Origin of the sequence: Cronobacter turicensis (assembly GCF_041222865.1) — a bacterium.
Classification (GTDB): Bacteria; Pseudomonadota; Gammaproteobacteria; order Enterobacterales; family Enterobacteriaceae; genus Cronobacter; species Cronobacter turicensis.
Genome location: NZ_CP165997.1, coordinates 2,825,769 through 2,850,015, shown reverse-complemented (window position 1 = coordinate 2,850,015; position 24,247 = coordinate 2,825,769). Strand labels below are relative to the sequence as shown.

Annotated in this window: 21 protein-coding genes and 1 pseudogene; 12 read left to right on the top strand and 10 right to left on the bottom strand. The window is 57.1% G+C overall.

The annotated features are described in order from the left end of the window. The first annotated feature begins 124 nt into the window (after positions 1–124). The 4 genes from gsiA to gsiD all read left to right on the top strand — a co-directional run bounded on the left by gsiA (position 125) and on the right by gsiD (position 5,607). Positions 125–1,999 (top strand): glutathione ABC transporter ATP-binding protein GsiA, encoded by a 1,875-nt coding sequence (gsiA, locus tag AB8W27_RS13595; protein WP_041923373.1) that lies wholly within the window; start codon positions 125–127, stop codon positions 1,997–1,999. 29 nt (positions 2,000–2,028) lie between these two features. After that, on the top strand, positions 2,029–3,567 hold the full coding sequence (gene gsiB, locus AB8W27_RS13590; protein ID WP_041923374.1) for a glutathione ABC transporter substrate-binding protein GsiB: 1,539 nt from the start codon (positions 2,029–2,031) through the stop codon (positions 3,565–3,567). 205 nt (positions 3,568–3,772) lie between these two features. Beyond that, positions 3,773–4,693 carry a glutathione ABC transporter permease GsiC gene (gene gsiC / locus AB8W27_RS13585; protein ID WP_007768642.1) on the top strand — a complete coding sequence of 307 codons (921 nt, stop codon included), beginning with the start codon at positions 3,773–3,775 and terminating at the stop codon, positions 4,691–4,693. A 2-nt stretch (positions 4,694–4,695) separates the two neighbouring features. Next, on the top strand, positions 4,696–5,607 hold the full coding sequence (gsiD, locus tag AB8W27_RS13580; RefSeq protein ID WP_007768643.1) for a glutathione ABC transporter permease GsiD: 912 nt from the start codon (positions 4,696–4,698) through the stop codon (positions 5,605–5,607). A 110-nt stretch (positions 5,608–5,717) separates the two neighbouring features. Here the strand turns inward: gsiD and rimO are convergent, their stop codons facing one another. Beyond that, on the bottom strand, positions 5,718–7,043 hold the full coding sequence (gene rimO / locus AB8W27_RS13575; RefSeq protein WP_015740651.1) for a 30S ribosomal protein S12 methylthiotransferase RimO: 1,326 nt from the start codon (positions 7,041–7,043) through the stop codon (positions 5,718–5,720). 171 nt (positions 7,044–7,214) lie between these two features. Between rimO and AB8W27_RS13570 the strand changes: the two genes are divergently transcribed. Then, a complete protein-coding gene (locus tag AB8W27_RS13570) occupies positions 7,215–8,327 on the top strand; it encodes a PQQ-dependent sugar dehydrogenase (RefSeq protein ID WP_041923375.1) in 1,113 nt (370 codons plus the stop codon). On the opposite strand, the gene AB8W27_RS13565 is transcribed toward AB8W27_RS13570, so the two are convergent. After that, a complete protein-coding gene (locus AB8W27_RS13565) occupies positions 8,328–8,954 on the bottom strand; it encodes a glutathione S-transferase family protein (protein ID WP_041923376.1) in 627 nt (208 codons plus the stop codon). A 249-nt stretch (positions 8,955–9,203) separates the two neighbouring features. On the opposite strand from AB8W27_RS13565, the gene dacC reads away from it, so the two are divergent. Next, positions 9,204–10,415: a serine-type D-Ala-D-Ala carboxypeptidase gene (dacC, locus tag AB8W27_RS13560; protein WP_015740654.1), complete on the top strand. Its 1,212-nt coding sequence runs from the start codon at positions 9,204–9,206 to the stop codon at positions 10,413–10,415. A gap of 27 nt (positions 10,416–10,442) precedes the next feature. On the opposite strand, the gene deoR is transcribed toward dacC, so the two are convergent. The 3 genes from deoR to AB8W27_RS13545 form a co-directional block, all read right to left on the bottom strand. Then, a complete protein-coding gene (gene deoR, locus AB8W27_RS13555; protein ID WP_015740655.1) occupies positions 10,443–11,207 on the bottom strand; it encodes a DNA-binding transcriptional repressor DeoR in 765 nt (254 codons plus the stop codon). 79 nt (positions 11,208–11,286) lie between these two features. Next, positions 11,287–11,880 carry an undecaprenyl-diphosphate phosphatase gene (gene ybjG / locus AB8W27_RS13550; RefSeq protein WP_007768656.1) on the bottom strand — a complete coding sequence of 198 codons (594 nt, stop codon included), beginning with the start codon at positions 11,878–11,880 and terminating at the stop codon, positions 11,287–11,289. Then, complete coding sequence (locus AB8W27_RS13545; protein WP_049787141.1) at positions 11,877–12,617, bottom strand: phosphatase PAP2 family protein; 741 nt, start codon at positions 12,615–12,617, stop codon at positions 11,877–11,879. Before AB8W27_RS13545 ends, ybjG begins: the two co-directional genes overlap by 4 nt. A 167-nt stretch (positions 12,618–12,784) precedes the next feature. Between AB8W27_RS13545 and AB8W27_RS13540 the strand changes: the two genes are divergently transcribed. Then, positions 12,785–14,017, top strand: coding sequence for an MFS transporter (locus AB8W27_RS13540; protein ID WP_015740657.1), 1,233 nt, complete (start codon positions 12,785–12,787; stop codon positions 14,015–14,017). 33 nt (positions 14,018–14,050) lie between these two features. Here the strand turns inward: AB8W27_RS13540 and AB8W27_RS13535 are convergent, their stop codons facing one another. Beyond that, positions 14,051–14,863 carry a Cof-type HAD-IIB family hydrolase gene (locus AB8W27_RS13535; protein ID WP_015740658.1) on the bottom strand — a complete coding sequence of 271 codons (813 nt, stop codon included), beginning with the start codon at positions 14,861–14,863 and terminating at the stop codon, positions 14,051–14,053. 180 nt (positions 14,864–15,043) lie between these two features. On the opposite strand from AB8W27_RS13535, the gene AB8W27_RS13530 reads away from it, so the two are divergent. Then, positions 15,044–16,495 carry a flagellin gene (locus AB8W27_RS13530; protein WP_007768658.1) on the top strand — a complete coding sequence of 484 codons (1,452 nt, stop codon included), beginning with the start codon at positions 15,044–15,046 and terminating at the stop codon, positions 16,493–16,495. Here AB8W27_RS13530 and AB8W27_RS13525 read toward each other — a convergent pair. Beyond that, positions 16,488–17,714, bottom strand: a complete 1,227-nt coding sequence (locus tag AB8W27_RS13525; protein ID WP_015740660.1) for an MFS transporter — start codon at positions 17,712–17,714, stop codon at positions 16,488–16,490. The two genes, AB8W27_RS13530 and AB8W27_RS13525, sit on opposite strands and share 8 nt — an antisense overlap. 104 nt (positions 17,715–17,818) lie before the next feature. Here AB8W27_RS13525 and AB8W27_RS13520 point away from each other — a divergent pair, with 104 nt between their 5' ends. Then, complete coding sequence (locus AB8W27_RS13520; RefSeq protein WP_007768661.1) at positions 17,819–18,364, top strand: TetR/AcrR family transcriptional regulator; 546 nt, start codon at positions 17,819–17,821, stop codon at positions 18,362–18,364. 124 nt (positions 18,365–18,488) lie between these two features. Continuing rightward, the gene (locus AB8W27_RS13515; RefSeq protein WP_015740661.1) at positions 18,489–18,821 is read left to right on the top strand and encodes a DUF1493 family protein; all 333 of its coding nucleotides are present in this window, start codon (positions 18,489–18,491) and stop codon (positions 18,819–18,821) included. Between the two features lie 477 nt (positions 18,822–19,298). Here the strand turns inward: AB8W27_RS13515 and AB8W27_RS13510 are convergent, their stop codons facing one another. Further along, on the bottom strand, positions 19,299–20,102 hold the full coding sequence (locus AB8W27_RS13510; RefSeq protein WP_015740662.1) for a DUF3800 domain-containing protein: 804 nt from the start codon (positions 20,100–20,102) through the stop codon (positions 19,299–19,301). A 411-nt stretch (positions 20,103–20,513) separates the two neighbouring features. Here AB8W27_RS13510 and AB8W27_RS13505 point away from each other — a divergent pair, with 411 nt between their 5' ends. Both AB8W27_RS13505 and AB8W27_RS13500 read left to right on the top strand, forming a co-directional pair. Then, positions 20,514–21,083, top strand: a complete 570-nt coding sequence (locus AB8W27_RS13505; protein WP_041923377.1) for a hypothetical protein — start codon at positions 20,514–20,516, stop codon at positions 21,081–21,083. A 46-nt stretch (positions 21,084–21,129) separates the two neighbouring features. Next, on the top strand, positions 21,130–21,543 hold the full coding sequence (locus tag AB8W27_RS13500; protein ID WP_015740665.1) for a hypothetical protein: 414 nt from the start codon (positions 21,130–21,132) through the stop codon (positions 21,541–21,543). Between the two features lie 6 nt (positions 21,544–21,549). Here the strand turns inward: AB8W27_RS13500 and AB8W27_RS13495 are convergent. Both AB8W27_RS13495 and AB8W27_RS13490 read right to left on the bottom strand, forming a co-directional pair. Beyond that, positions 21,550–22,151 (bottom strand): annotated as a pseudogene (locus AB8W27_RS13495) (phage portal protein); the annotation flags it as partial. A 214-nt stretch (positions 22,152–22,365) separates the two neighbouring features. After that, a complete protein-coding gene (locus AB8W27_RS13490; RefSeq protein WP_007768664.1) occupies positions 22,366–24,048 on the bottom strand; it encodes an aspartate:alanine antiporter in 1,683 nt (560 codons plus the stop codon). Positions 24,049–24,247 lie beyond the last annotated feature (199 nt).

Genomic DNA, 24,247 nt, shown 5'->3' with positions numbered 1-24,247 from the left:
TTCTATATTCAAAATTCGTCTGAAAGCGCGGCAACAATAATGATATTTATAGAAAAAACGCAGCCGCCCAGGAATAATTTTGCTAAATGCTTACGCGCCGAATCATCACCAGCGAGGAACCGCAGTGCCAAAAGTTGAAGTGTTGCCTGAAGAACAGGTGTTGTCGGTTTCCGGCCTGAGCGTCCGTTTTAAAAATGAAGACGACTCCACCGACGCGGTGCGCCAGCTTTCATTTAACCTGAAACGCGGCGAAACGCTGGCGATTGTCGGGGAATCCGGCTCGGGGAAATCGGTCACGGCGCTGTCGCTGATGCGCCTGATTGAACAGGCGGGCGGCGAGATGGAGAGCGGCCCGCTGCTGCTGCGCCGTCGCAATGAGCAGGTGATTGATCTGCGCGCGTTCAGCCAGAAACAGATGCGCGACGTACGCGGCGCCGACATGGCGATGATTTTTCAGGAGCCGATGACCTCGCTAAACCCGGTCTTTCCGGTGGGCGAGCAGATAGCCGAGTCGATTCGTCTGCATCAGGGCTTCGGGCGCGAAAAAGCCATGCGCGAGGCCAAACGGATGCTCGATTTAGTGCGCATCCCGGAGTCCGAAGCGATGCTGGCGCGCTTTCCTCATCAGCTTTCCGGCGGGATGCGCCAGCGCGTGATGATTGCGATGGCGCTCTCGTGCCGCCCTGCGGTGCTGATCGCCGACGAGCCGACCACGGCGCTGGACGTCACCATTCAGGCGCAGATCCTGCAACTTATCCGCGTATTGCAGCAGGAGATGTCGATGGGCGTGATTTTTATCACCCACGACATGGGCGTGGTCGCCAATATGGCCGACCGGGTGCTGGTGATGTATCAGGGCGAGGCCGTGGAAACCGGCAGCGTCGAGGAGATTTTCCGCCGCCCGGCGCACCCCTATACCCGTTCCCTGCTGGCCGCCGTGCCGCGCCTGGGCGCGATGAACGGCACCGATCTGCCGCGTAAATTCCCGCTTAACCACGCGCCGCGTTGTGACATGGACCCGCCCGACGCCGAGCAGGATACGGTGGTGCCGGACAGCGAGCCTATTCTCCAGGTGCGCGATCTCGTGACGCGTTTTCCTGTGCGCAGCGGCATCTTTAACCGTGTGAAGCGCGAAGTCCACGCGGTAGAGAAAGTGAGTTTTGATCTGTGGCCCGGCGAGACGCTGTCGCTGGTGGGCGAATCGGGTTGCGGTAAGTCGACTACCGGGCGCTCGCTGTTGCGCCTTGTGGAGACGCAGGGCGGCTCGATTACCTTTGGCGGCAAGCGCATTGATACGCTCTCCGACAGCGCGATGCAGGCGGTGCGCCGCGATATGCAGTTTATCTTTCAGGACCCTTACGCCTCGCTCGACCCGCGCCTGACGGTCGGTTATTCCATTATGGAGCCGCTGCTGGTGCACCGGTTGCTCGACGGCGAGGCGGCGCGCAAGCGCGTGGCGTGGCTGCTGGAGCGCGTGGGGCTGAAGCCCGAGCACGCCTGGCGTTACCCGCATGAGTTTTCCGGCGGCCAGCGTCAGCGTATCTGTATTGCGCGCGCGCTGGCGCTCAACCCGAAAGTGGTGATCGCCGATGAGTCGGTCTCCGCGCTTGATGTCTCTATCCGCGCGCAAATCATTAACCTGCTGCTTGATTTGCAGCGCGATTTTGGCATTTCGTTTCTGTTTATTTCACACGATATGGCGGTGGTGGAGCGTATCAGCCACCGCGTGGCGGTGATGTATCTCGGACAGATTGTTGAGATAGGTCCGCGCCGCGCGGTGTTTGAAAACCCACAACACCCCTACACCCGCAAGCTGATGGCGGCGGTGCCGGTGGCCGATCCTGGTCATCCGCGTCGTCAGCCCGTGCTGCTTTCTGATGAGATCCCGAGCGCCACGCGCCCGAAAGGCGACGCGCCGTTTGTCGCGCCGCTGGTGCAGGTGGGGCAGGGACATTATGTGGCGCGCCACCCCGTAGGGGCGACGGACCACCATTTTTAATTTTCAGGTACGGCTTTCAGGAGAAGACTATGACACAACACATCGCACGCCGCTGGCTGGCCGCGGCAGGGCTGGCGTCTGCGCTGGCCGCCGCGCCCGCCTTTGCGCAGAAAGAGATTGTCGTGGCCGTGGGCTCAAGCTTCACCACGCTCGATCCTTATGACGCTAACGACACGCTCTCCCAGCAGGTTGCCAAATCGTTCTATCAGGGGCTGTTTGGCCTTGATAAATCAATGAAAGTACAGAACGTGCTGGCGCAGAGCTACAGCGTGTCGGACGACGGGCTGGTCTACACCGTAAAACTTCGCAGCGGCGTAAAATTTCAGGACGGCACCGATTTCAACGCTGCGGCGGTAAAGGTGAACCTCGATCGCGCCAGCAACCCGGATAACCACCTGAAGCGTTATAACCTGTATAAGAACATCGCCAGCACCGAGGCGGTGGATCCGACGACGGTCAAAATCACCCTCAAACAGCCATTCTCGGCGTTTATTAATATTCTGGCCCACCCGGCGACCGCGATGATTTCCCCGGCGGCGCTGGAGAAATATGGCAATGAGATAGGCTTCCATCCGGTCGGCACCGGGCCGTATGAGCTGGTAACGTGGAACCCGACCGATTTTGTGAAGGTGAAGAAAAATGCCCACTACTGGCAGCCGGGGCTGCCGAAGCTTGACGCCATCACCTGGCGTCCGGTGGTGGATAACAATACGCGCGCCTCGATGCTGCAAACCGGCGAAGCGCAGTTCGCGTTCCCGATCCCTTACGAACAGGCGGCGCTGCTTGAGAAAAACAGCAAGCTGGATCTGGTGGCAACGCCTTCAATCATGCAGCGTTATATCAGCATGAACGTGACCCAGAAGCCGTTCGATAACCCGAAAGTGCGCGAGGCGATTAACTACGCCATTAACCGTCAGGCGCTGGTGAAGGTGGCATTCGCGGGCTATGCGACGCCCGCCACCGGCGTGGTGCCGCCGACGATTGAGTTCGCGCAGCAGTATCAGCCGTGGCCATACAACCCGGCCAAAGCGCGCGAGTTGTTAAAAGAGGCGGGCTACCCGAACGGCTTTAGCACCACGCTCTGGTCATCGCATAACCACAGTACGGCCCAGAAGGTGTTGCAGTTTACGCAGCAGCAGCTGGCGCAGGTGGGGATTAAAGCGAAAGTCACGGCGATGGACGCGGGCCAGCGCGCCTCGGAAGTGGAAGGCAAAGGACAGAAAGAGAGCGGCGTGCGGATGTTCTACACCGGCTGGTCAGCCTCAACCGGCGAGGCCGACTGGGCGCTTTCGCCGCTTTTCGCCTCGCAAAACTGGCCGCCGACGCTGTTTAACACGGCGTTTTACAGCAACCCGTCGGTGGATAAAGACCTCGCCGATGCGCTGAAAACCACCGATAAGTCCCGTAAAGCCGCGCTGTATAAAGCCGCGCAGGATACGCTGTGGAAAGAGTCGCCCTGGGTGCCGCTGGTGGTAGAGAAGCTGGTGTCGGCGCACAGCAAATCGCTGACCGGGTTTTACATGATGCCGGATACAGGCTTTAGTTTTGAGGACGCGGATATCAAGTAAGCGTTGCAGGAAGGTGGGTGCGCCTACGCTTACCCACCCTACATTTATGCACCCAACCGCTGTAGGGCGGGTAAGCAAAGCGCACCCGCCGAGCCAGGGTCGGCAATGGAAACCGTAGGGCGGGTAGGCAAAGCGCACCCGCCGGCGGCAGACCGGCACGTACTCATAACAGAAGAAGAGATCATGAAGGAATACAGGGTTTCGCATGTTTAGCTACATCATAAAACGCCTGCTGGGGCTCATCCCGACGCTGCTCATCGTGGCGGTACTGGTGTTTTTGTTTGTTCATCTGCTGCCGGGCGATCCGGCGCGCCTGGTCGCCGGGCCGGAGGCGGATTCGCAGGTCATTGAACTGGTGCGCCATCAGCTCGGGCTCGATCAGCCGCTCTGGCAGCAGTTCTGGCACTACATCAGCAACGTGGTGCGGGGCGATTTCGGCACCTCGCTGGTGTCGCGTCGTCCGGTATCGGAAGAGATAGCCAGCCGCTTTATGCCGACCTTCTGGCTGACGCTTGCCAGCATGAGCTGGGCGATGATCTTCGGGCTCGCCGCCGGGATTGTCGCGGCGGTGTGGCGCAACCGCTGGCCAGACCGCCTGAGCATGACGCTCGCGGTCTCCGGCATTTCATTCCCCGCGTTCGCCCTCGGTATGCTGCTGATGCATATCTTCTCGGTGCAGCTCGGCTGGTTGCCCACCGTGGGCGCCGACAGCTGGCGGCACTATATTCTGCCGTCGCTGACGCTGGGCGCCGCCGTGGCGGCCGTCATGGCGCGCTTTACCCGCGCCTCGTTCGTCGATGTGCTGAGCGAAGATTACATGCGCACCGCCCGCGCCAAAGGCGTGAGCGAAAAGTGGGTTATCCTGAAACATGGCCTGCGCAACGCCATGATCCCGGTCGTCACCATGATGGGGCTACAGTTCGGCTTTCTGCTGGGCGGCTCTATCGTGGTGGAGAAAGTTTTTAACTGGCCGGGGCTGGGGCGTCTGCTGGTGGATTCAGTGGAGATGCGCGACTACCCGGTTATTCAGGCCGAAGTGCTGCTGTTCTCGCTGGAATTTATTCTTATCAACTTAGTGGTGGATGTGCTCTACGCCGCCATTAACCCGGCTATCAGGTACAAGTAAGGATGCGACTTTTCAACTGGCGCCGACAGGCGCTTATCAACGGCATGCCCACCGTCCGGCCATCGACGACGCGCACGCCGTGGCATGAATTCTGGCATCGCCTCAAACGCCAGCCGGTGGCGCTGGTAGCGGGCGGCTTCGTGCTGCTGCTGATAGCGCTGGCGCTGTTCGCGCCGTGGATCGCGCCGTTCGACGCGGAAAACTATTTCGATTACGACCGCCTCAATGAAGGGCCGTCGATGGTGCACTGGTTTGGCGTCGATTCGCTGGGGCGCGATATTTTCAGCCGGGTGATCGTCGGCGCGCGGATTTCGCTCGCCGCCGGGGTGTTTGCGGTACTGACGGGGGCGCTGATCGGCACCGTGCTGGGTCTGCTGGCGGGCTTTTACGAAGGCTGGTGGGACCGGGTGATTATGCGCATCTGCGACGTGCTGTTCGCCTTTCCGGGTATTTTGCTCGCCATTGCCGTGGTGGCGGTGATGGGCAGCGGCATGGCGAATGTCATTATCGCCGTGGCGATCTTCAGTATCCCGGCCTTCGCCCGCCTGGTGCGCGGCAATACGCTGGTGCTGAAGCACCAGACGTTTATCGAATCGGCGCGCAGCATAGGCGCGTCGGATGCGACCATTCTGTTTCGCCATATCCTGCCGGGGACGGTGTCGTCGATTGTGGTCTATTTCACCATGCGCATCGGCACGTCGATTATCTCCGCCGCCAGCCTGTCGTTTCTTGGCCTGGGCGCGCAGCCGCCGACGCCGGAGTGGGGCGCGATGTTAAACGAGGCCCGCGCGGATATGGTGATGGCCCCGCACGTGGCGATTTTCCCGAGCCTTGCGATTTTCCTGACGGTGCTGGCGTTTAACCTGTTGGGCGACGGGTTGCGCGACGCGCTGGATCCGAAGATTAAAGGGTAGGGCGGGAAGTGGTGGGTGCGCACGCTTACCCGCCGTTGCAACACAACGCCGTCCGGCACCCGCAATAAAAAAGGCTGCCATCGGCAGCCTTTTCACGTCGCGCAGAAACCTTAGACCAGGCTTCCCCACAGGTCATATTCGTCGGCATTTTCCACCTTCACGCGCACCACGTCGCCCGGCTTCAGTGTGGTTTCCCCGTTCAGGTAGACTGCGCCGTCGATTTCCGGGGCGTCCGCCATGCTGCGGCCAATCGCGCCTTCGTCGTCCACTTCATCAATGATGACCAGGATCTCGCGGCCCACTTTTTCCTGCAAACGCTCGGCGGAAATCTGCTGCTGCAACGCCATAAAGCGGTTCCAGCGCTCTTCTTTCACCTCTTCCGGCACCTGATCCGCCAGATCGTTGGCGGTCGCGCCTTCGACCGGGCTGTACTTAAAGCAGCCCACGCGATCCAGACGCGCCTCTTTCAGGAAATCCAGCAGCATCTGGAAATCTTCTTCGGTTTCGCCAGGGAAGCCGACGATAAACGTCGAGCGCAGAGTCAGCTCCGGGCAGATCTCGCGCCACTGCTTAATGCGCGCCAGCTGGCGGTCCACCGAGCCGGGACGCTTCATCAGCTTCAGGATACGCGGGCTGGCGTGCTGCAACGGAATATCCAGATACGGCAGGATTTTGCCTTCGGCCATCAGCGGGATCACATCGTCCACGTGCGGGTACGGGTAGACGTAGTGCAGACGCACCCAGACGCCCAGCTTCGCGAGCTGTTCGCACAGGCTTACCATGCTGGTTTTGACCGGGGAACCGTTCCAGAAACCGGTGCGGTGTTTCACATCCACGCCGTAAGCGGAAGTGTCCTGCGAAATCACCAGCAGCTCTTTGACGCCCGCTTCCACCAGACGTTTGGCCTCGGCCAGCACGTCGCCAATCGGGCGGCTGTCGAGATCGCCGCGCATCGACGGGATAATGCAGAAGGTGCAGCGATGGTTGCAGCCTTCGGAAATTTTCAGGTAGGCGTAGTGGCGCGGCGTCAGCTTCACGCCCTGTTCCGGCACCAGGCTCAGGAACGGGTTGTGCTTCGGCTTCGGCACATAATGATGAACATGTTGCAGCACCTGTTCGTAACTGTGCGGCCCGGTTATCTCCAGCACTTTCGGGTGCACTTCGCGGATCTGATCTTCTTTCGCGCCGAGACAGCCAGTGACAATCACCTTGCCGTTTTCATTCAGCGCCTCGCCGATCGCCTCCAGCGACTCCTGCACCGCGCTGTCGATAAACCCGCAGGTGTTGACGATAACCATATCGGCGTCGTCATAGCGTGGCACCACGTCATAACCTTCGGTGCGAAGCTCTGTCAGGATGCGCTCAGAGTCCACCAGGTTTTTTGGGCAGCCCAGCGAAACGAAGCCGATCTTTGGCTGCTGCATTACATTGCTCATAGGTCAAAAATTCATCATTTATGGAGTTATCAGGGCGGGGATTTTACAGAGGTTGGTGGGAAATTTGTACTGCTATCTTATGCTGCCGCCTTGTTAAAGATTTTGTAAAAGTCAGCCCGGCTCTCTGGCGGCTGGCTACCCTTAATCGGGACTGCCATAAGGAGAACCGCCATGCCGCTACGCTCGCCCCAATTACTCGCTCTGCTGCTCGTTGTGAGCGCCTCCGCGGCGGCGCTGCCCGCAAAGGTGGATGTGCTTGCCGATAATCTCGAAAACCCGTGGTCGCTGGCGTTTTTGCCCGATAACCAGGGCATGCTGATAACGCTTCGCGGCGGCGAACTGAAACGCTGGCAGCCAGGCAAAGGGCTTTCCGCGGCTATCTCTGGCGTGCCGACGGTCTGGCATCAGGGGCAGGGCGGTCTGCTGGACGTGGTGCTGGCGCCCGATTTTAACGAGAGCCGCCGCGTCTGGTTGAGCTATGCCGAAGCTGGCAGCGATGGCAAAGCGGGCACCGCGGTGGGCTACGGGCGGCTCAGCGACGATATGCAGCGGCTGGAGAATTTTAAGGTCGTGTTCCGCCAGCAGCCGAAGCTCTCGGTCGGCAATCATTTCGGCGGACGTATGGCGTTTGACGGTAAAGGGCATCTGTTTATCGCGCTTGGCGAGAATAACCAGCGCCCGACGGCGCAGGATCGCGATAAGCTCCAGGGCAAGGTGGTGCGCCTGACGGAGAACGGCGACGTGCCGAAGGATAATCCGTTTGTCGGCAAACAGGGCGTGCGCCCGGAGATCTGGTCTTACGGCATTCGCAACCCGCAGGGGCTGGCGCTCAACCCGTGGAGCCAGACGATATGGCTTAACGAGCACGGCCCGAAAGGCGGCGATGAAATTAATATTCCCGAAGCGGGTAAAAATTACGGCTGGCCGCTTGCCACCTGGGGCATCAATTACAGCGGCGAGCCAATCCCGGAGGCCAAAGGCGGTGAAGCGCCGGGCACCGAACAGCCGCTGTTCTACTGGAAAGTCTCGCCTGCAGTGAGCGGCATGGCGTTCTATAACGCCGATACATTTCCCCAATGGAAAAATAAGCTGTTTATCGGCGCGCTCAAAGAACAGAACCTAATCCAGCTGTCGGTGAACGGCAACAAGGTGACGGAAGATGGCCGACTGCTGGAGAAAGAGCACCAGCGCATTCGCGATGTGCGCGTCGGGCCGGACGGGTTCCTGTATGTGCTGACCGACGAATCCGACGGCCAGCTGCTGAAAGTCAGCCCGGCGTCGTGATTAGCTCACCGGGATCATGACGATATGGCGAAACGCCGGGCGCTCGGTGAGCTGCTGATACCAGCGCGCCAGGTGCGGACGCGGCATCCACTCGATGCCGACGTTAAAGAGATTATAGATGTGCGGGGCAGGCGCCATATCGGCGATGCCGAACGCGTTGCCGGAGAGCCACGGCGTTTTCGCCAGTTCGGCATCAAGAATACCGAACAGCGCGTCGCACTGCTTTTTGCTCTCTTCAATCAGTACCGGGTCGCGCTGCTCGGGCGGCGTGCGCACCAGGCTGAAGACCACGCCGCGGTGCGGGGCGGGCAGCGTGCTGATAGCCCAGTCCATCCACTTTTCACCGCGGGCGCGCTCAACCGGGCTTTCCTGCCACAGGCGGCCCTGGCCATACTGCGCCGCCAGATAACGCACAATGGTGTTCGATTCCCACAGCACCAGCCCGGTTTCATCGTCGCGCAGGCACGGCACCAGGCCGTTCGGGTTCATCGCCAGGTAATCGGCATCATGGTTGACGCCATATTTACCGCCCGCCGGAATGCGGTTATACGGCAGCTCCAGCTCTTCCAGACACCACAGCACCTTCTTCACGTTAGTGGAATTCTCTCGACCCCATACGGTTATCATGACTTGCTCCTTTGCAGATGAACGATGCCGCGGCGACGACTGCGCGCCACGAATAATCGCCATGGTGGAATAAACCCCGCGCTTTCGCAACTGCCTGAAAATGCCGCCCCGGTTTGTGACCGGAAAGTGAAACTTTAAAAACTTTACCCCCGTGCTGTTTCATTGAGGGCGTTTGTGCGTTATTACTCACCTTTTCACCGATACGGTTGATTTGTAGTAGTTTCTGGAATGGATATTCAGGTGGCTCTTATGACCTCATTCTCACGCTCCGGCGCTCGTCGCGTGCTGGCTCTCTCAGGCGCGTTTCTTTTAATGTCTCTCTCCACCGCGCATGCGGCCGACCCGATTGCGCCCGTCGCGCCGGACGTCGATGCCCGCGCCTGGATCCTGATGGACTATCACAGCGGCAAAGTGCTGGCGGAAGGCAACGCGGATGAAAAACTCGATCCGGCGAGCCTCACCAAACTGATGACCAGCTATGTGGTCGGTCAGGCGCTTAAAGCGGGTAAAATTCATCTCGATGATAAAGTGACCGTCGGCAAAGACGCCTGGGCGACCGGCAACCCGGCGCTGCGCGGCTCGTCGCTGATGTTTTTAAAACCCGGCGATCAGGTGTCTGTGGCCGATCTCAACAAAGGCGTGATTATTCAGTCCGGCAATGACGCCAGCATCGCCATCGCCGATTATGTGGCGGGCAGCCAGGACGCGTTTGTCGGCCTGATGAACGGCTACGCCAAACGCCTTGGGTTGACCAGTACGACCTTTAAAACCGTCCACGGCCTCGATGCGCCTGGGCAGTTCAGCACCGCGCGCGATATGGCGCTGCTCGGCAAGGCGCTGATCCACGACGTGCCGGATGAGTACGCCATTCATAAAGAGAAAGAGTTTACGTTCAACAAAATCCGCCAGCCGAACCGCAACCGTCTGTTGTGGAGCAGCAGCATGAACGTCGACGGAATGAAAACCGGCACCACGGCGGGCGCAGGCTATAACCTCGTGGCCTCGGCGACGCAGGGCGATATGCGCCTGATCTCCGTCGTGCTGGGCGCGAAAACCGACGGCATTCGTTTTCGCGAATCGGAAAAGCTGCTGACCTGGGGCTTCCGCTTCTTTGAAACCGTCACGCCGATCAAACCGGATGCCGCGTTCGTCAATCAGCGTGTGTGGTTTGGCGACAGCAGCGAAGTGAAACTCGGCGCGGGCGAGGCGGGCTCGGTGACGATCCCGAAAGGCCAGCTGAAAAACCTGAAAGCCACGTATACGCTCACGTCGCCGCAGCTTACCGCGCCGCTGAAGCAGGGGCAGGTGGTCGGCACCATTGATTTCCAGCTGAACGGCAAGAATATCGAGCAGCGCCCGCTGGTGGTGATGGAGGCGGTAAATGAAGGCGGCTTCTTTAGCCGGATGTGGGATTTCGTGCTGATGAAATTCCATCAGTGGTTCGGGAGCTGGTTCTCGTAACCGTGCGCTCCCGGTTCGCGGGAGCGTTTACCACATGACGCTGACGTTTGCCGCCTGCGCCCAGGCGATAAACGCGTCGCCGGGCATGCGGTCGGTGGCGATAGTATCGAACGCCTCAAGCGGCCCCATGCAGGCGGGCCGCACCTGACCAAACTTACTGTGATCGGCCACGATCACGTGACGCTGGGCCATCTCCAGCGCCCAGTGTTTTACCGGCAATTCGTCGAGATTAAAACAGGTCGCGCCATACTGCGGATGTACGCCCGCCGCCGAAAAAAACGCGATGTCGGGGCAGAGATTGCGCAGCGTCTCCTGGAAATTGAGCGGTTTGAAAATGGCGTTGCTGGCGTGGAATTCGCCGCCGCAAAGAATAACGCGGCAGTGCGGTTTCTCCTGGAGCGCCAGAAAGGTGTTAAGCGAATAGCAGATGCCGGTAAAGGGCAGGGCGTCGTCCAGCGCGTCGATGATCCATGGCGTGGTGGTGCCGCAGTCGAAAAATAGCGTCTGGTGCGGGCGGGCGAGCGACGCCGCGAGCGCGGCCGCGTGGCGCTTCTCTTCCACCAGCCGGGTTTGCTCGTCGCTCAGCAGATAGCGGCTCACCGCCACCCCGCGCGGCTCCAGCACAATGTAACCGCCAAGCAGCGTGACCGGCGCGTCATTGCCCTGAAGATCGCGGCGAATGGTCATCTCAGAGACGCCCAGCAGCGCCGCCGCCTCTTTAAGATGCATTTTATCCTGTCGCTTTAGCGCCTGTAGCAATTGCGCCAGCCGCTCGTCACGCCGCGTTTCCATAATCCCTCTTGCTCAACCCGGCGCCACGCCCTTCGCGCGGCGCCTGAAAAGTCGTGCAATCTTACCTGTCGGCCTGCGGTTAGTCACGCACCCAGCCTTTACGGATGGGCAGCGCAAAACAGAAACGATAGAGCTGGCGCAGCGTGCGGTAGAGCGGTTCGCCGAGCGGCGTCCAGAGGATCTGCGCGCTCAGGCAGGCGAGCATCGCCACCAGCAAGCCGCCCGCCATATCCAGCGGCCAGTGGACGCCCAGATAGACGCGCGACCAGGCGATCGCGCAGGCCACCGCCATTAACAGCGCGCCCGACCAGAGGCGGTGCCAGAAGAGAAACGCCAGCGCGAAGGTGAAAATCACGGTGCCGTGATCGCTTGGGTAGGAGTCGTCCGGCGCGTGCGGCAGGAACTGATGGCCGAGGCCCACCACAAACGGGCGCGGATGCGGAAACAGATGGCCCGCAAGCCAGGAGACGGCAAGACTAATGAGCAGCGCCAGCGCGAACTTCACGACCAGCCTGCGCTCGCCGGGACGCCAGAGCCAGAGCACCGCCGGCAGCAGCGGCACAATCGAGATAAGATCGCGGGCGATAAACGTCGCCAGCGCGATAAGCCAGCCCGGCGACGCGGGCGTCGCGTTAATGTGCAAAAACAGAAATTGATTCAACGCTTCCATCATAGGGTTGCGGGTTCCTTATTCATCAATGTGGTGGTCACGCCCCACGTCACCACCTGCGTGAGCCACACCCACCAGCCTGCCCACAGGTTATGGGTGAAGAAATGCGCGCCGCGCATCACCTGGCCGAAGCCCATCGCGAGCCCCAGTACAATGCCCGCCGCCAGCGCCAGCCGGGCGTATCCCGGATGTTCGCGTTTAAGACCGAACCAGAGGCCCATCATCATAAAACCGCTGGAGGCATGGCCGCCGGGGAAACAGCGGCCAGGACCGCTGCCGTCGGGCACCGCGTCAAAGAGCGGATAAGAGAGCGCCTTTCCGCCATACTCTACGAGATCCCACGGACAGCTGTGATGGCTGATGGCCTTCAGGATGCCGACCACGGCGGCCCCTAGGCCCATCAGCACCGCCACCATCATCCAGCGCGGATGGCGACGAATCACGCCATACAGCAGGCTCCCGACGGCGACCGCGATCGCGCAATATTTGGCGAGCCGGTGGTTGAGCAGATCAAGCCAGTGGTTGTCCTGCCAGGGAAAATCTCCTGCGGCGGCGTCAAACCACATCTGCGTCAGCCAGCGGTCCAGCGTTTCCGTGCGTGAAAGCCAGGTGAACAGCACGCCCAGCGCCGTTAACAGCGCGAGCTGACCAACATAAAAGCGCAGAGGCAAGGAATAAAGGGAGATTGTCTTATTTATCCGGGGCCTGGCGGGCCAGAAAAGCGGAGTTAAAGTACGCATAGCGGCGCCATCGGGAAGAGGAAAACCGCCAGCATAAAGAGGCTAACTTAAGAAAACCTTAAACAACCGGGCGAAAGGCGCGCCACGCCCCGGTTGTCGCACACAATTCACTATCGCGCGGCGCGGCAATTCATTACACTTTGCGCGATTTTATAGATGGATGACTCATGCAAACTCACGCAAACCGAACCGGACGTCTCGGACGCCAGGCGCTGCTGTTCCCGCTCTGCCTGGTGCTCTACGAATTCTCGACTTATATCGGCAACGACATGATCCAGCCGGGCATGCTCGCGGTCGTCGAACAGTATCAGGCGGGCGTCGAATGGGTGCCCACCTCCATGACCGCTTATCTCGCGGGCGGCATGTTTTTACAGTGGCTGCTCGGCCCGCTGTCTGACCGTATCGGCAGACGCCCCGTGATGCTGGCGGGCGTGGTGTGGTTTATCGTCACCTGCCTCGCCACGCTGCTGGCCCAGACCATTGAACAGTTCACCGTGCTGCGCTTTTTGCAGGGTATCAGCCTGTGCTTTATCGGCGCGGTAGGGTATGCCGCGATTCAGGAGTCGTTTGAGGAGGCGGTGTGCATCAAAATCACCGCGCTGATGGCGAACGTGGCGCTGATAGCGCCGCTGCTCGGGCCGCTGGTGGGCGCCGCCTGGGTGCACGCCGCGCCCTGGGAGATGATGTTTGTGCTGTTCGCGGCGCTGGCGGCTATCTCTTTCGTTGGCCTGTGGCGCGCCATGCCGGAGACGGCCACGCGGCTTGGCGAGACGCTGTCGCTGCGCGAGCTGGGCCGCGACTATAAAGCGGTGCTGAAGAACCTGCGGTTTGTGTCCGGGGCGCTGGCAATAGGTTTCGTCAGCCTGCCGCTGCTGGCGTGGATAGCGCAGTCGCCGGTGATTATTATCAGCGGCGAGCAGATGAGCACCTATGAGTATGGCCTGTTGCAGGTGCCAATTTTCGGCGCGCTGATTATCGGCAACCTGGTGCTGGCGAAACTCACCGCGCGGCGCGCCGTGCGTTCGCTGATTGTGATGGGCGGCTGGCCGATTGTGACCGGGCTGGCGCTGGCGGCGCTCGCGACGGTTATCTCATCCCATAGCTATCTCTGGATGACGGCGGGCTTAAGTATTTACGCCTTTGGCATCGGCATTGCCAACGCGGGCCTGGTGCGCCTGACGCTCTTTGCCAGCGATATCAGCAAAGGCACCGTCTCCGCGGCGATGGGCATGTTGCAGATGACCATCTTCACGGTGGGCATTGAGGTCAGCAAGCACGCCTGGATTGGCGGCGGCAACGCGCTGTTTAACCTGTTTAACTTCGCGAGCGGGCTGCTGTGGCTGGGCCTGATGGTGATTTTCCTGAAGGACAAAACCGTCGGCACCCGCCCGGAAGGCTAACGCGTTAGGCGACGGCCCGTCCGGGCCGTCGCCTCAGGCGAATGGCGCATCGCCGTTCAGCACCTTGTCGATAATCTCCAGCACGCCATCCCGATTGTTGGCGGGCGCACGGTAACGCGCCACCTTGTGGATCGCCTCCGGCGCGTTGTCCATCGCAAACCCAAACCCGGCATGACGCAGCATCTCGACGTCATTGCCGCCGTCGCCAAACGCCACGACCTCGCTGTCCGCAATGCCCCAGCGCTGTTGCAGCATCTGAATGCCGTTCGCCTTGTGAAGGCCAGGGATGATGAGATCGATAGAGCCGTGACCGCTGGAGACCGGCACCACGATGCCTTCAAACACCTCGGTCAGCTCGTCCATTCGTTTCAGCAACTGGATATCCGGCAGGTTGAGCGCGAACTTAAAGAAAATGTCGTTGATACCGTGCAAGTCGTCGACAAAGGCCAGGCGGTGGTAGTAGCGCGACGCCATCTCTTTGAAGCGTTCGTCGTAGCGGTTAAGCGTGTAGCCGCTGTTTTTCCCGCAGGCGATAATTTCCAGATTGTCCAGCGTCATCAGGTGGTCGATGACGTGACGATACTCTTCATCGCTCAACTCGCCGTTAAACACATCTTCGCCTTCGCACACCACCCACGCGCCGTTTTCCGCCACGAAGGCTATCTCATCGGCTATCTCCGGAAAGAACGACGTCAGCTGGTAGTACTGGTTGCCGCTCGCCACGACAAAACGGATGCCGCGCGCTTTCAGGGCGGCGTACTGCTTAAGAAAACGCTCGCGGTGATAGGTCTTGTCATCGCGTAAAAACGTGCCGTCCATATCCACGGCGATTAACTTAACTGTCATAAACGCTCCTTAAGGATTTACCAGGCCAGACACGGTAAAAGTGCGGATAATGGCCTGTTAACATAAGCTCTGGTTATTAAAAGGATTTTCACTTAATTCAAATTTAGACCTAAAGCTAAATTGCCCCGGGGCCGATAGTAGCCTTGTTAACGACTCTCCGACGTGCGAAACGGCAACCCTATGGCGACTATCTTCAACAACCTGATGTCCGGCAATGTCCTGACGCAGCAGAAAAAAACGGCCGCTAGCTTAAGCCAGTCCATCGAGCGGCTCTCCTCCGGCATGCGCATTAACGGCGCGAAAGATGACGCTGCCGGGCAGGCTATTGCCAACCGTATGTCCGCCACGCTCAGGGCGAATGATGTGGCCTCGCGCAGCATGAACGACGGGATCAGCCTCTCGCAGACGGCGGAAGGCGCGCTTTCCGAAGTAACCGATCTGCTGACGCGCGCCAAAGAGCTGGCTGTTCAGGCGGCGACCGGCACACTGGATTCGAGCGATCGTGCGGCGATTTCCGCCGAATACAGCGAGATAAGAGAGCAGATTGACGCCATTTCCACAGGGACGACGATTTTCGGCAAATATCCGCTGGCGCCCGCGGCATCCCCACCGCCGCCCGCGCCGCAGCTCGGTAATATTCCGTCTATCAACCAGCGCTTTCCGGTGCCTGGTCAGCAATACACCTTTTCGTCCGGACTGGTGCCGCTGGCTTACATTCCGGCAGGCGCGACCAACATTACGCTCACGATTAACTCGGGCTGGATGGATGACGATATCCAGCTGTTCAGCCGTGATGGCAGCCATCTTGTCGGCACGCCGGTGAACGGCCCCACCCGCGATTTCACCTGGACCAATAACGGGGTGAACAGTACCGCGACGGCGAACACCAAAATCATTTCTACCGATAATGGCTTTCTGCCGGGGGCCAGCTACAGCGACGCGAACCTGACGCAGGGGCCCGCCACGTACAATGTTAGCGGCGGCGCGGTGAAGCAGTACAACGGCATGACCATCACCTACAGCGGCGACGGCGATCGCTATGAGACGCCCGCGACGGGCTGGGCCAACAACGGGACGGTGTCGCCGGGAAACTATCTGGAACGGCTCTCGATCGACAAGGTGACGGAAGATGTGATCATCATGGTGGTCGGCAACGGCTCGTTTTATGGCGATATGACCTGGAGTAAGCTGCCGAAGCCCACCGATCCGCCGGATAACGGGCCGGTCAGCACCGATACCGACATCGTCATGAGCGCGGACTACGGCGAGGCGGTGGAGTATAAAACGATCCCCGGCACGCCCTCGGACACCAAAACGCTCGGCCTTGACGTTACGCGGCTCGATAACCAGCAGAGCGCGTCGCAGGCCATAGACGCCATCGATCACGCGCTGGATACCGTGAGCGCGTACCGCGGCACCTACGGGAGCCTCGTGAATACGTTCGATTCGGCGAAGGCGGGGCTGGCGCAGAAGACCGTCGCCACGACCGCCGCGCGCAGCCGCATCGAGGATGCGGATTTCGCGCAGGAAGCCAGCAACCTCAGCCGGTCGCAGATCCTGCAACAGGCCGGTAACGCCGTGCTGGCGCAGGCGAACCAGCAGGCGGAGAGCGTGCTCTCGCTGCTTAAATAACGTCACGCGCCTGCCCGGACGCTGACGCCACAGGCGTAGCGGGTTTCGCCACCGCGCGAGCCACCATGGCCGCCAGCACCACCAGCGACAACACCACCAGCATTGCGCTGCGCAATCCGTAATGTTCCCCCAGGAAGCCGAGCAGCGGCGGGCCCACCAGGAAGGCGATATAGCCTGCCGTCGCCACCACGCTGACGCGCACCGGCGCATCCGGCCCGGTATCACTCGCTGCCGAAATCGTCAGCGGGAAGCCGAGCGACGCGCCCAGGCCCCACAGCAGCACCGACACACTCGCGATAATCGGGTTATCGACAAAGATAATCAGCCCGATGCCGAGCGCGCCCATAATAGCGCTGGCGCGCACCACGTTAACGCGACTGTAGCGGTCGATAAACCAGCCGCCAAAGAAGCGGCCGAGCGTCATGCCGAGCGTGAAACCAGCGTAAATCAGCGAGCCGGAAGTGGGGCTAAAGCCGTGACCGTCCACCATGAGGAGCGGCAGCCAGTCGTTGGCGGAGCCTTCGGCAAACGCCATCGCCAGCACAATCAGGCCAATCAGCAGCAACTGGGTGTCTCTCCAGAACGGGATATGACCGGCAGGACGCTGCTGGCGCGCTTCTTTCGTCTCTATGCCGACGCCTTTCGGGATAGCCCGCAGCCCGATGATAATCGGAATAACGGTGATCAGCGTGGCAATCGCGAGATGCAGATCGGCGCGGAAATGAAACGCCGTCAGGCTCAGGCCGATGCCCGCGCCAATCAGCGTGCCGAGGCTGTAAAAGCCGTGCATCATGGGCAGCACGGTCTTGTTCTGTAACTGCTCGACGGTCGCGCCTTCGACATTGAGCGCCACTTCGGCGGAGCCCATGCCCGCGCCCAGCACCGCCAGCCCGCTGGCAAACAGCAGCGGCGAGGCGAACCACAGCGCGAGCGCCATCAGCAACATCCCGATAACCCCAAGCGCCATACCGTTGCGGATAACCGTATGCGTGCCGAGGCGCTTTACCAGCCAGCCGGAGCAGAGAATACCGCTCATGGAGCCGACCGAAAGCCCGAATAGCACGATGCCCATTCCGGCGGTGGAAACCGCCAGCACGTCACGGATGGACGGCGTGCGGGTCGCCCAGGAGGCCATCAACAGGCCCGGCAGAAAGAAAAACAGAAACAGCGCCCACGTCCGGTGACGCAGCGCGGAAGAGTGATTCACGTCGGATGACATAGCCCATTCGCCTGGAGAGTGAAAAAGAACCTTTAAAACGTAGCAAGGTTGTGTACATTTGTACACATACAGAAAATGCTTTCCGGCTGAGAATTCGACACCCTATGGCGACACGACAAAACGACCCGCAACGCCGCGAGCGTATCCTGGAAGCGACGCTGGCCTGTATCGCGGCGCATGGCTTTCATCATATTACGCACCGCAAAATCGCCCTGGAGGCTGGCGTGCCGCTGGGCTCGGTCACCTACTATTTTACGACGCTGGAGGCGCTGCTGGCCGAGGCGTTTACGCGTTTCGCCGAAAGCATGTCTTGCCAGTATCAGGCGCTGATGGCGCAGGCTCAGAGCCGTGAGGAGGCCTGCGAGGCGCTAACGGCGTTGATTTGCGGCGCGCAGGTGACGACGCCTGAAAATATGGAGCTGATGTACCAGCTCTACGCCTATGCGAGCCGCCAGCCGCAGCTCAAAATCATCATGCAGGACTGGATGCGCCGCAGCCAGCAGACGCTCGAAACCTGGTTCGACCCGGCGACCGCCCGCGCGCTCGATGCGTTTGTGGAAGGGATGACGCTGCACTACGTCGTCGACCGCGAGCCGCTGAACCGCGAAACCATCCGCAGTATGGTGGGGAGAATTGTGGGGGAGGGGTGAGGGGAACTGAATACACGAAACCGAGAAAGATACTTCTGGTCAATTAAGCCTAATTAAAATGATGCAAAATCCCCCCAACGGCATTTCGCTTTAATACACTTGTGCGCAATAAGGACGGGAGCGGATGAAGACAGTATCTGATAAAGAGATTGAGGCAATGATCTTAAAAGAATTGCCGCGGGTGACGTCTTTTACACTTAAAACACAACAGCATGATATCGACAGCCCTTTGCAGGAAACATTTGAAGCCGAGGATATCGCCGAGATGGCGCAGGCGCTTTTTAGCCACTTCGGAACAGAGCGCGGTAGCTTCGATTTGGCCGTCTACTATCCATGGAAAACCTCGGGATGGTTTTCACGCAAGCCCGTGATACAGGATAAACCGCCTTTAACAATAAGGATGTTTGTGGAGTCGGTGAAGGCGGGACGGTGGTTATATGAGGGAGTGGAGAAATAGTCTGCCTGCAGTGCAGAAGGAAAGCATAAGGTTCACTTTGATTTGGAATGCCAATAAACATGCTTTCAGGACTGTCATGCGATAGAACAAAAAGTGCTGAACTATCATTAATATACGCCATCCGAACTATAGCAGGCTGGCGAAACAATGAGATTGACGTGAACAAGCCGACGCTATTAACTGACGGTTGTATTAAACACTGAAAGCAGGTCAACTAAGCTGAGCGAATATTAAGTAGGTCAGAATGAGAGTACACAATAGTGACTTCCTTTTTTAAAAGCAGCAACATTAGCACAATGTACCTTACGACATGAATTTTATGTATTTTGTTGAGTTTAAAACTATAAACCGCTATGATTAATGGAATGAATTTATGGTTTTGGGGAATTAGAGGCGGCCCCCCGAAAGTTGATACCGCCTAGTTGGTAACTTCGTCGAGCGACTGGGACTCCAACCGTGCCGGCTGTGAGGTCAGCTCTAATTTTTAGGCTTTGGCAACGCATACTTCAAATTCACATCTCGCGTAAGTATATCCCTTGGCCCTTTTGACCTGTCAAAAAAAAGCCAAATATTGAATTTGCGTTCTTTTGGCCATGTGTCATACATGAGTGAATCCCACCCCAGATAAGATGCAACTTTGTTTGCTACTGCTAGTTTTGCTTCTGAAGTTGCTTTACCTTGATAAGCACACATCACTGCTCCTAGAAGAAAATCTGCAATTTGAATGTGCTCAGAAGATTTTGAATCCTTCGTAACGACACTTTTAATGATATTCTTCCGTCCAAATCTTTTTGCTAACGTGTGGTTAGTTATGACTTCAAACGCCTCATCAGCTTTTTTATAACGTGATGGAAGGGGATCTACTTCAATACGGAATTCGCATTCTCTGTCAGGGTGAGCCTTGATAACGTTAGCAATTTTAGTTTCAATCAACTTGCCAAAATGCTTACGCATTGCCAAATCGTAGTCACCGCCATGGAAGGACTTTTCAACTTTTGATTTTTCAACGATGATGCAGTGGAATGCCAACCATGGATGCTTAAAGAAGGTTTCAAGTAAATCATGGTAAAAAGCTGCATTTCGTTTTGAATGAGCTTTTTGCCACTTTATTTCATCACTACAGTTATGCTTTTCTCTAAGCTCACGAATGATTCGCACGAAATCGCCACGCCTTTGATACTTCATCCATAAGCTGCCAAATCCATAAAACCGCTGACCATCTATACCTGATTCATCACAGGCAACATGCCATATCAGCTTGCCAGGATCATTCGCTTCCATGTTTTTCCTTCATGAGTGAAGTTGAAATGTCAGTGTATGATTTAACCACATAGCCAAGTGCTTGATAAGGATCAGTTTTAAATTATTGAATGCGAGAAGTCAGCTCAACGCAAAGTTTAGATACTCTGAGTTTGCGGGATGGCTAGCGGACTTCGAAGGAGTAATGTGCATCAAAAGCATCGAAGTACGCATAGATTCGCATAATCTAAAAATGATCGTAGCGGGTTTGAACCACCCGAACTGGCGTCTTTTTCGGCTCGTCATGCAACTGCGTGAAAACAACTATTCAAAGCTGGCTGGCGTGGCGGTTATACGAGCGCGCGTAAACTCTCAAGATACAATACATATGTTTATCTTTATAGTGTTTGAGGTTATGATTTACACTGGTTTCTCATTAAACGGAATGGAAATATGTTTGATGCAAAGTATTTTCAAAAAATTAAGGAGCATGCAGAACAGGTTAATGAAGCAATCGCTGCCATCAATTATCTTCTTAGCAATAACACTGAATTAGTGGCATTAAATGTAAAAGTAAAAAGAATTTCAGATTCGGAATTATTATTTGTTGAAAGAGAGTGGGAAACAAAATCTGAGCGAAAGGTTGGATGGAGCTGGCGTGCAATAATCGGTAAGAAAAAGAAAAAAATATGGAGGCTTGCTCTATCTATTTTGTCTGAGGATCAAGTTTGCGGAATGCTTTTTTGCACAGGGTCTAGGCATGGCATCAATGTGAATATAAGATATTTGGAAGGCAGTCCAGATAATACTCATCCCTTAAAAAGCTTTATTTTAGATATTGCGATTCAATCCGCGGAACAATATGCGGAAAGTATACATGCAAAAATGGTTACTATACAAAACCCCATAAAGGATGTTGTCGAAAGGTACATCGATAAGGGTTATGAGTACAATCAGCAGGATAGGCGACGGGATAGCAAAGGACTAACGCCGGTGTGTAAAACATTGGAAAAAATGCTATAAAATAGCTAGTATAATAATGAATTTAGGGTGTTATGAGGAATGACAGATGAACATTCATAGAACAAGGAAAGCGGCTGAAAAGAAAAGCACACCAAGCAAGCGTGTAATCTATTTATCTGGTCGAGAACTTCTCAATCAATACCCCAGAGCGTTAAGTTCTGATGGGGCAAAAGTTTTTTTGGCTTTATTGGAATGCGGAAAGTTGACTGAAAAAGGCGCTGAAAGAAAGATTAATAAACTTCAGTTTAAAGAGCAAGTTCTTTCTTATCATCCCGATTTACTTAAAACCAAAGCAGGTCGTCGATTTATTGTCGCTGCGATTCAAACTTCTTCAACTAGTCTTGAATTTGAAAAGAAGGTTCAAAAAATAGAATTGCAAAAGACTAAATTTGACAAGATTATCAGCGAATCTGCTAATTCAAAGAAAAAATATCAGCCTGTAATGGCTGGTAAAAAATGAACGTGCCTAACTTGGGGGCGTAGCCCCCTCGATTTTGATAGCTAGACCATATGGTAAAAATCGTACAATATCCCGCTTAATCCTTAAAATTTTTCTAAAAAGCGTTTTTGTAAGGGAGTTAACTCGGTCCATACAAACAAGTTTGCCGCTTTCTCCACATTCCAACCTCTCCCGATATTACTCGGCATGATCCCCATCATCTGCGGCGGTACGCGGTGCGCTGCCATCATGTCATCCCGGCTCACATTCTTGATATTCAGAAACTCATCCTTTGCCGCGACCTCTGACAGCGGGATGATCTGAATACCGCCCTTTTTACCGTCAGGCGAGTATATGAACAGGTTGCGAAAGTTGCCCGGTCCCTTGGCGCTTTTCATGGCGTGGTGGATGTTATTGACGTCCTCCTGATTCTACGCGGCATCTGTCATATACATGATGAATCCTGCATGGCTGCGATTGATGTAATGCTTGCGACGAAAAAGCGTGGCGGACTCGTTGAGCAGGGCGGACGGAATGGCTGAGAGGTAGCCGGGTAGCCCGTAAATCTCCTGGTTAATATCATGCTCAAGAAGACGGAAAATGCTTCCCGGCGTTAATGCATAGGGCTGCCGCAGCTTTGTCGCCATCCGTCCAAAAGCGATCTGGTAACTAATTAAATGTTAAAAGCATAAACCCCAGGCAACAAAAAACCCATCAACCTTGAACCAAGATGGCGGGGTTGATGGGCTCCACAAAATGGGGACATCAAAGAAAAGCAGTGGCACTAATTGAGACTGGCGCTTTTGGGAAAAGTTCGCGCCATCTGCAAAATTTCTCGTTTTTTTATGTGCCGGGCCAGATGATGACGATAAGCGTACCGGCGAGCGTCAGCAGAACGTTGGCTATCGCATAGGTGCCTGCATAGCCGAGCGCCGGGATGTTGCTGCGCGCGGTATCGCTGATAATCTCCATGGCCGGTGCGCAGGTGCGGGCGCCCATCATCGCGCCAAACAGCAGCGCGCGGTTCATGCGCAGCACATACGCGCCGAACAGGAAGCAAATCACCACCGGCAGCAGGCTGACGATTAAGCCCGCACAGAGCATCTGGCCGCCTACAGCGCCGAGGCCGTGGCCGATGCCGCTACCCGCGCTCAGGCCCACGCCCGCCATAAACACCATCAGGCCAAACTCTTTCACCATCATCAGCGCGCCCTGCGGGATATAGCCGAACGTCGGGTGGTTGGCGCGCAGGAAGCCGAGCATGATCCCGGCGAACAGCAGACCGGCGGCGTTACCGATGCCGAAGCTGAACGAGCTGAACTGGAAGGTGATCATCCCGATCATCAGGCCGACAATAAAGAAAGCGCAGAAGGCGAGAAGATCCGTCACCTGGCTGTGAATGGAGATAAACCCGATGCGGTCGGCGATGGTTTTCACGCGCCGGGCGTCGCCGCTCACCTGTAAGACGTCGCCTTTGTTAAGGACGATATTGTCGTCAATCGGCATCTCTATCTGGCTGCGGATGACGCGGTTTAAGAAGCAGCCGTGGTCGGTGAGCTTAAGCTGGCCAAGACGGCGGCCAACCACGTTGTGGTTTTTCACCACGATCTCTTCGGTGACGATGCGCATGTCGAGCAGATCGCGGTCGAACACCTCTTTGCCGTTGCGAAAGCTCGGGTCGAGGCGCGCGTGCGCGTCCGGGTAGCCTACCAGCGCAATCTCATCGCCCATCTGCAATACCGCGTCGCCGTCCGGGTTCGCGAGAATGCCGTTGCGGCGGATGCGCTCAATGTAACAGCCGGTCTGGCGATAAATGCCAAGCTCGCGCAGGTTTTTGCCGTCGGCCCAGGCGACCAGTTCCGGCCCCACGCGATAGGCGCGGATAACCGGCAGATAGACTTTGCGATTGGCGTCGGTGTCGAGACCGCGCTCGCGCGCAATCTGCTGGGCGCTGGTTTGCAGATCCTGGTGTTGCAGCTTCGGCAGATAGCGCGCGCCGAAGATCAGACTCACCAGACCGATAAGGTATGTCAGCGCATAGCCGAGGCTCAGGTGATCCAGCGCCTGGGCGAGCTGCGCGCCTTCCATTCCCGCGTGGCGCAATGTATCGCCTGCGCCCACCAGCACGGGGGTGGAGGTCATCGAGCCTGCCAGCATCCCGGCGGTCAGGCCGATATCCCAACCGAACGCGCGGCCAAGGCCGAGCGCGATAAGCAGGGCGCTGCCGACCATCACCAGCGCCAGCATTAGATAATTCTTACCGTCGCGAAAGAAAATAGAAAAAAAGTTGGGACCGGCTTCAACGCCGACGCAAAAAATAAACAGCATAAAGCCGAGGTTAAGCGCGTCGGTGTTAATCGAAAAATGCTGCTGGCCTAATAATAATGAAACGACTAAAACGCCAATGGAATTACCCAGTTGCACAGAACCCAGGCGTAATTTACCAAGACACAGGCCGAGCGCCAGCACCACAAATAATAACAGGATGTAATTCCCGTTTAACAAATCTGCGACGTTTATATTCACGGAGGCTAACTTCTTGTTTACCAGTAAGTTGTTGAAAAGGAGAGGCTTCTGGGCTAGGATTTTGCTTATGTTTTGCCGGAAGTGCGCTTTTTCCGGCGCCGTTATTTCGTCTGCATAAGCTTTTAGCCGCCGCTAGTTTAATCGTTATGTATAGTATCGGCCAGCAAGAATATTCTATTACCCGCAGTTAATTACGAGG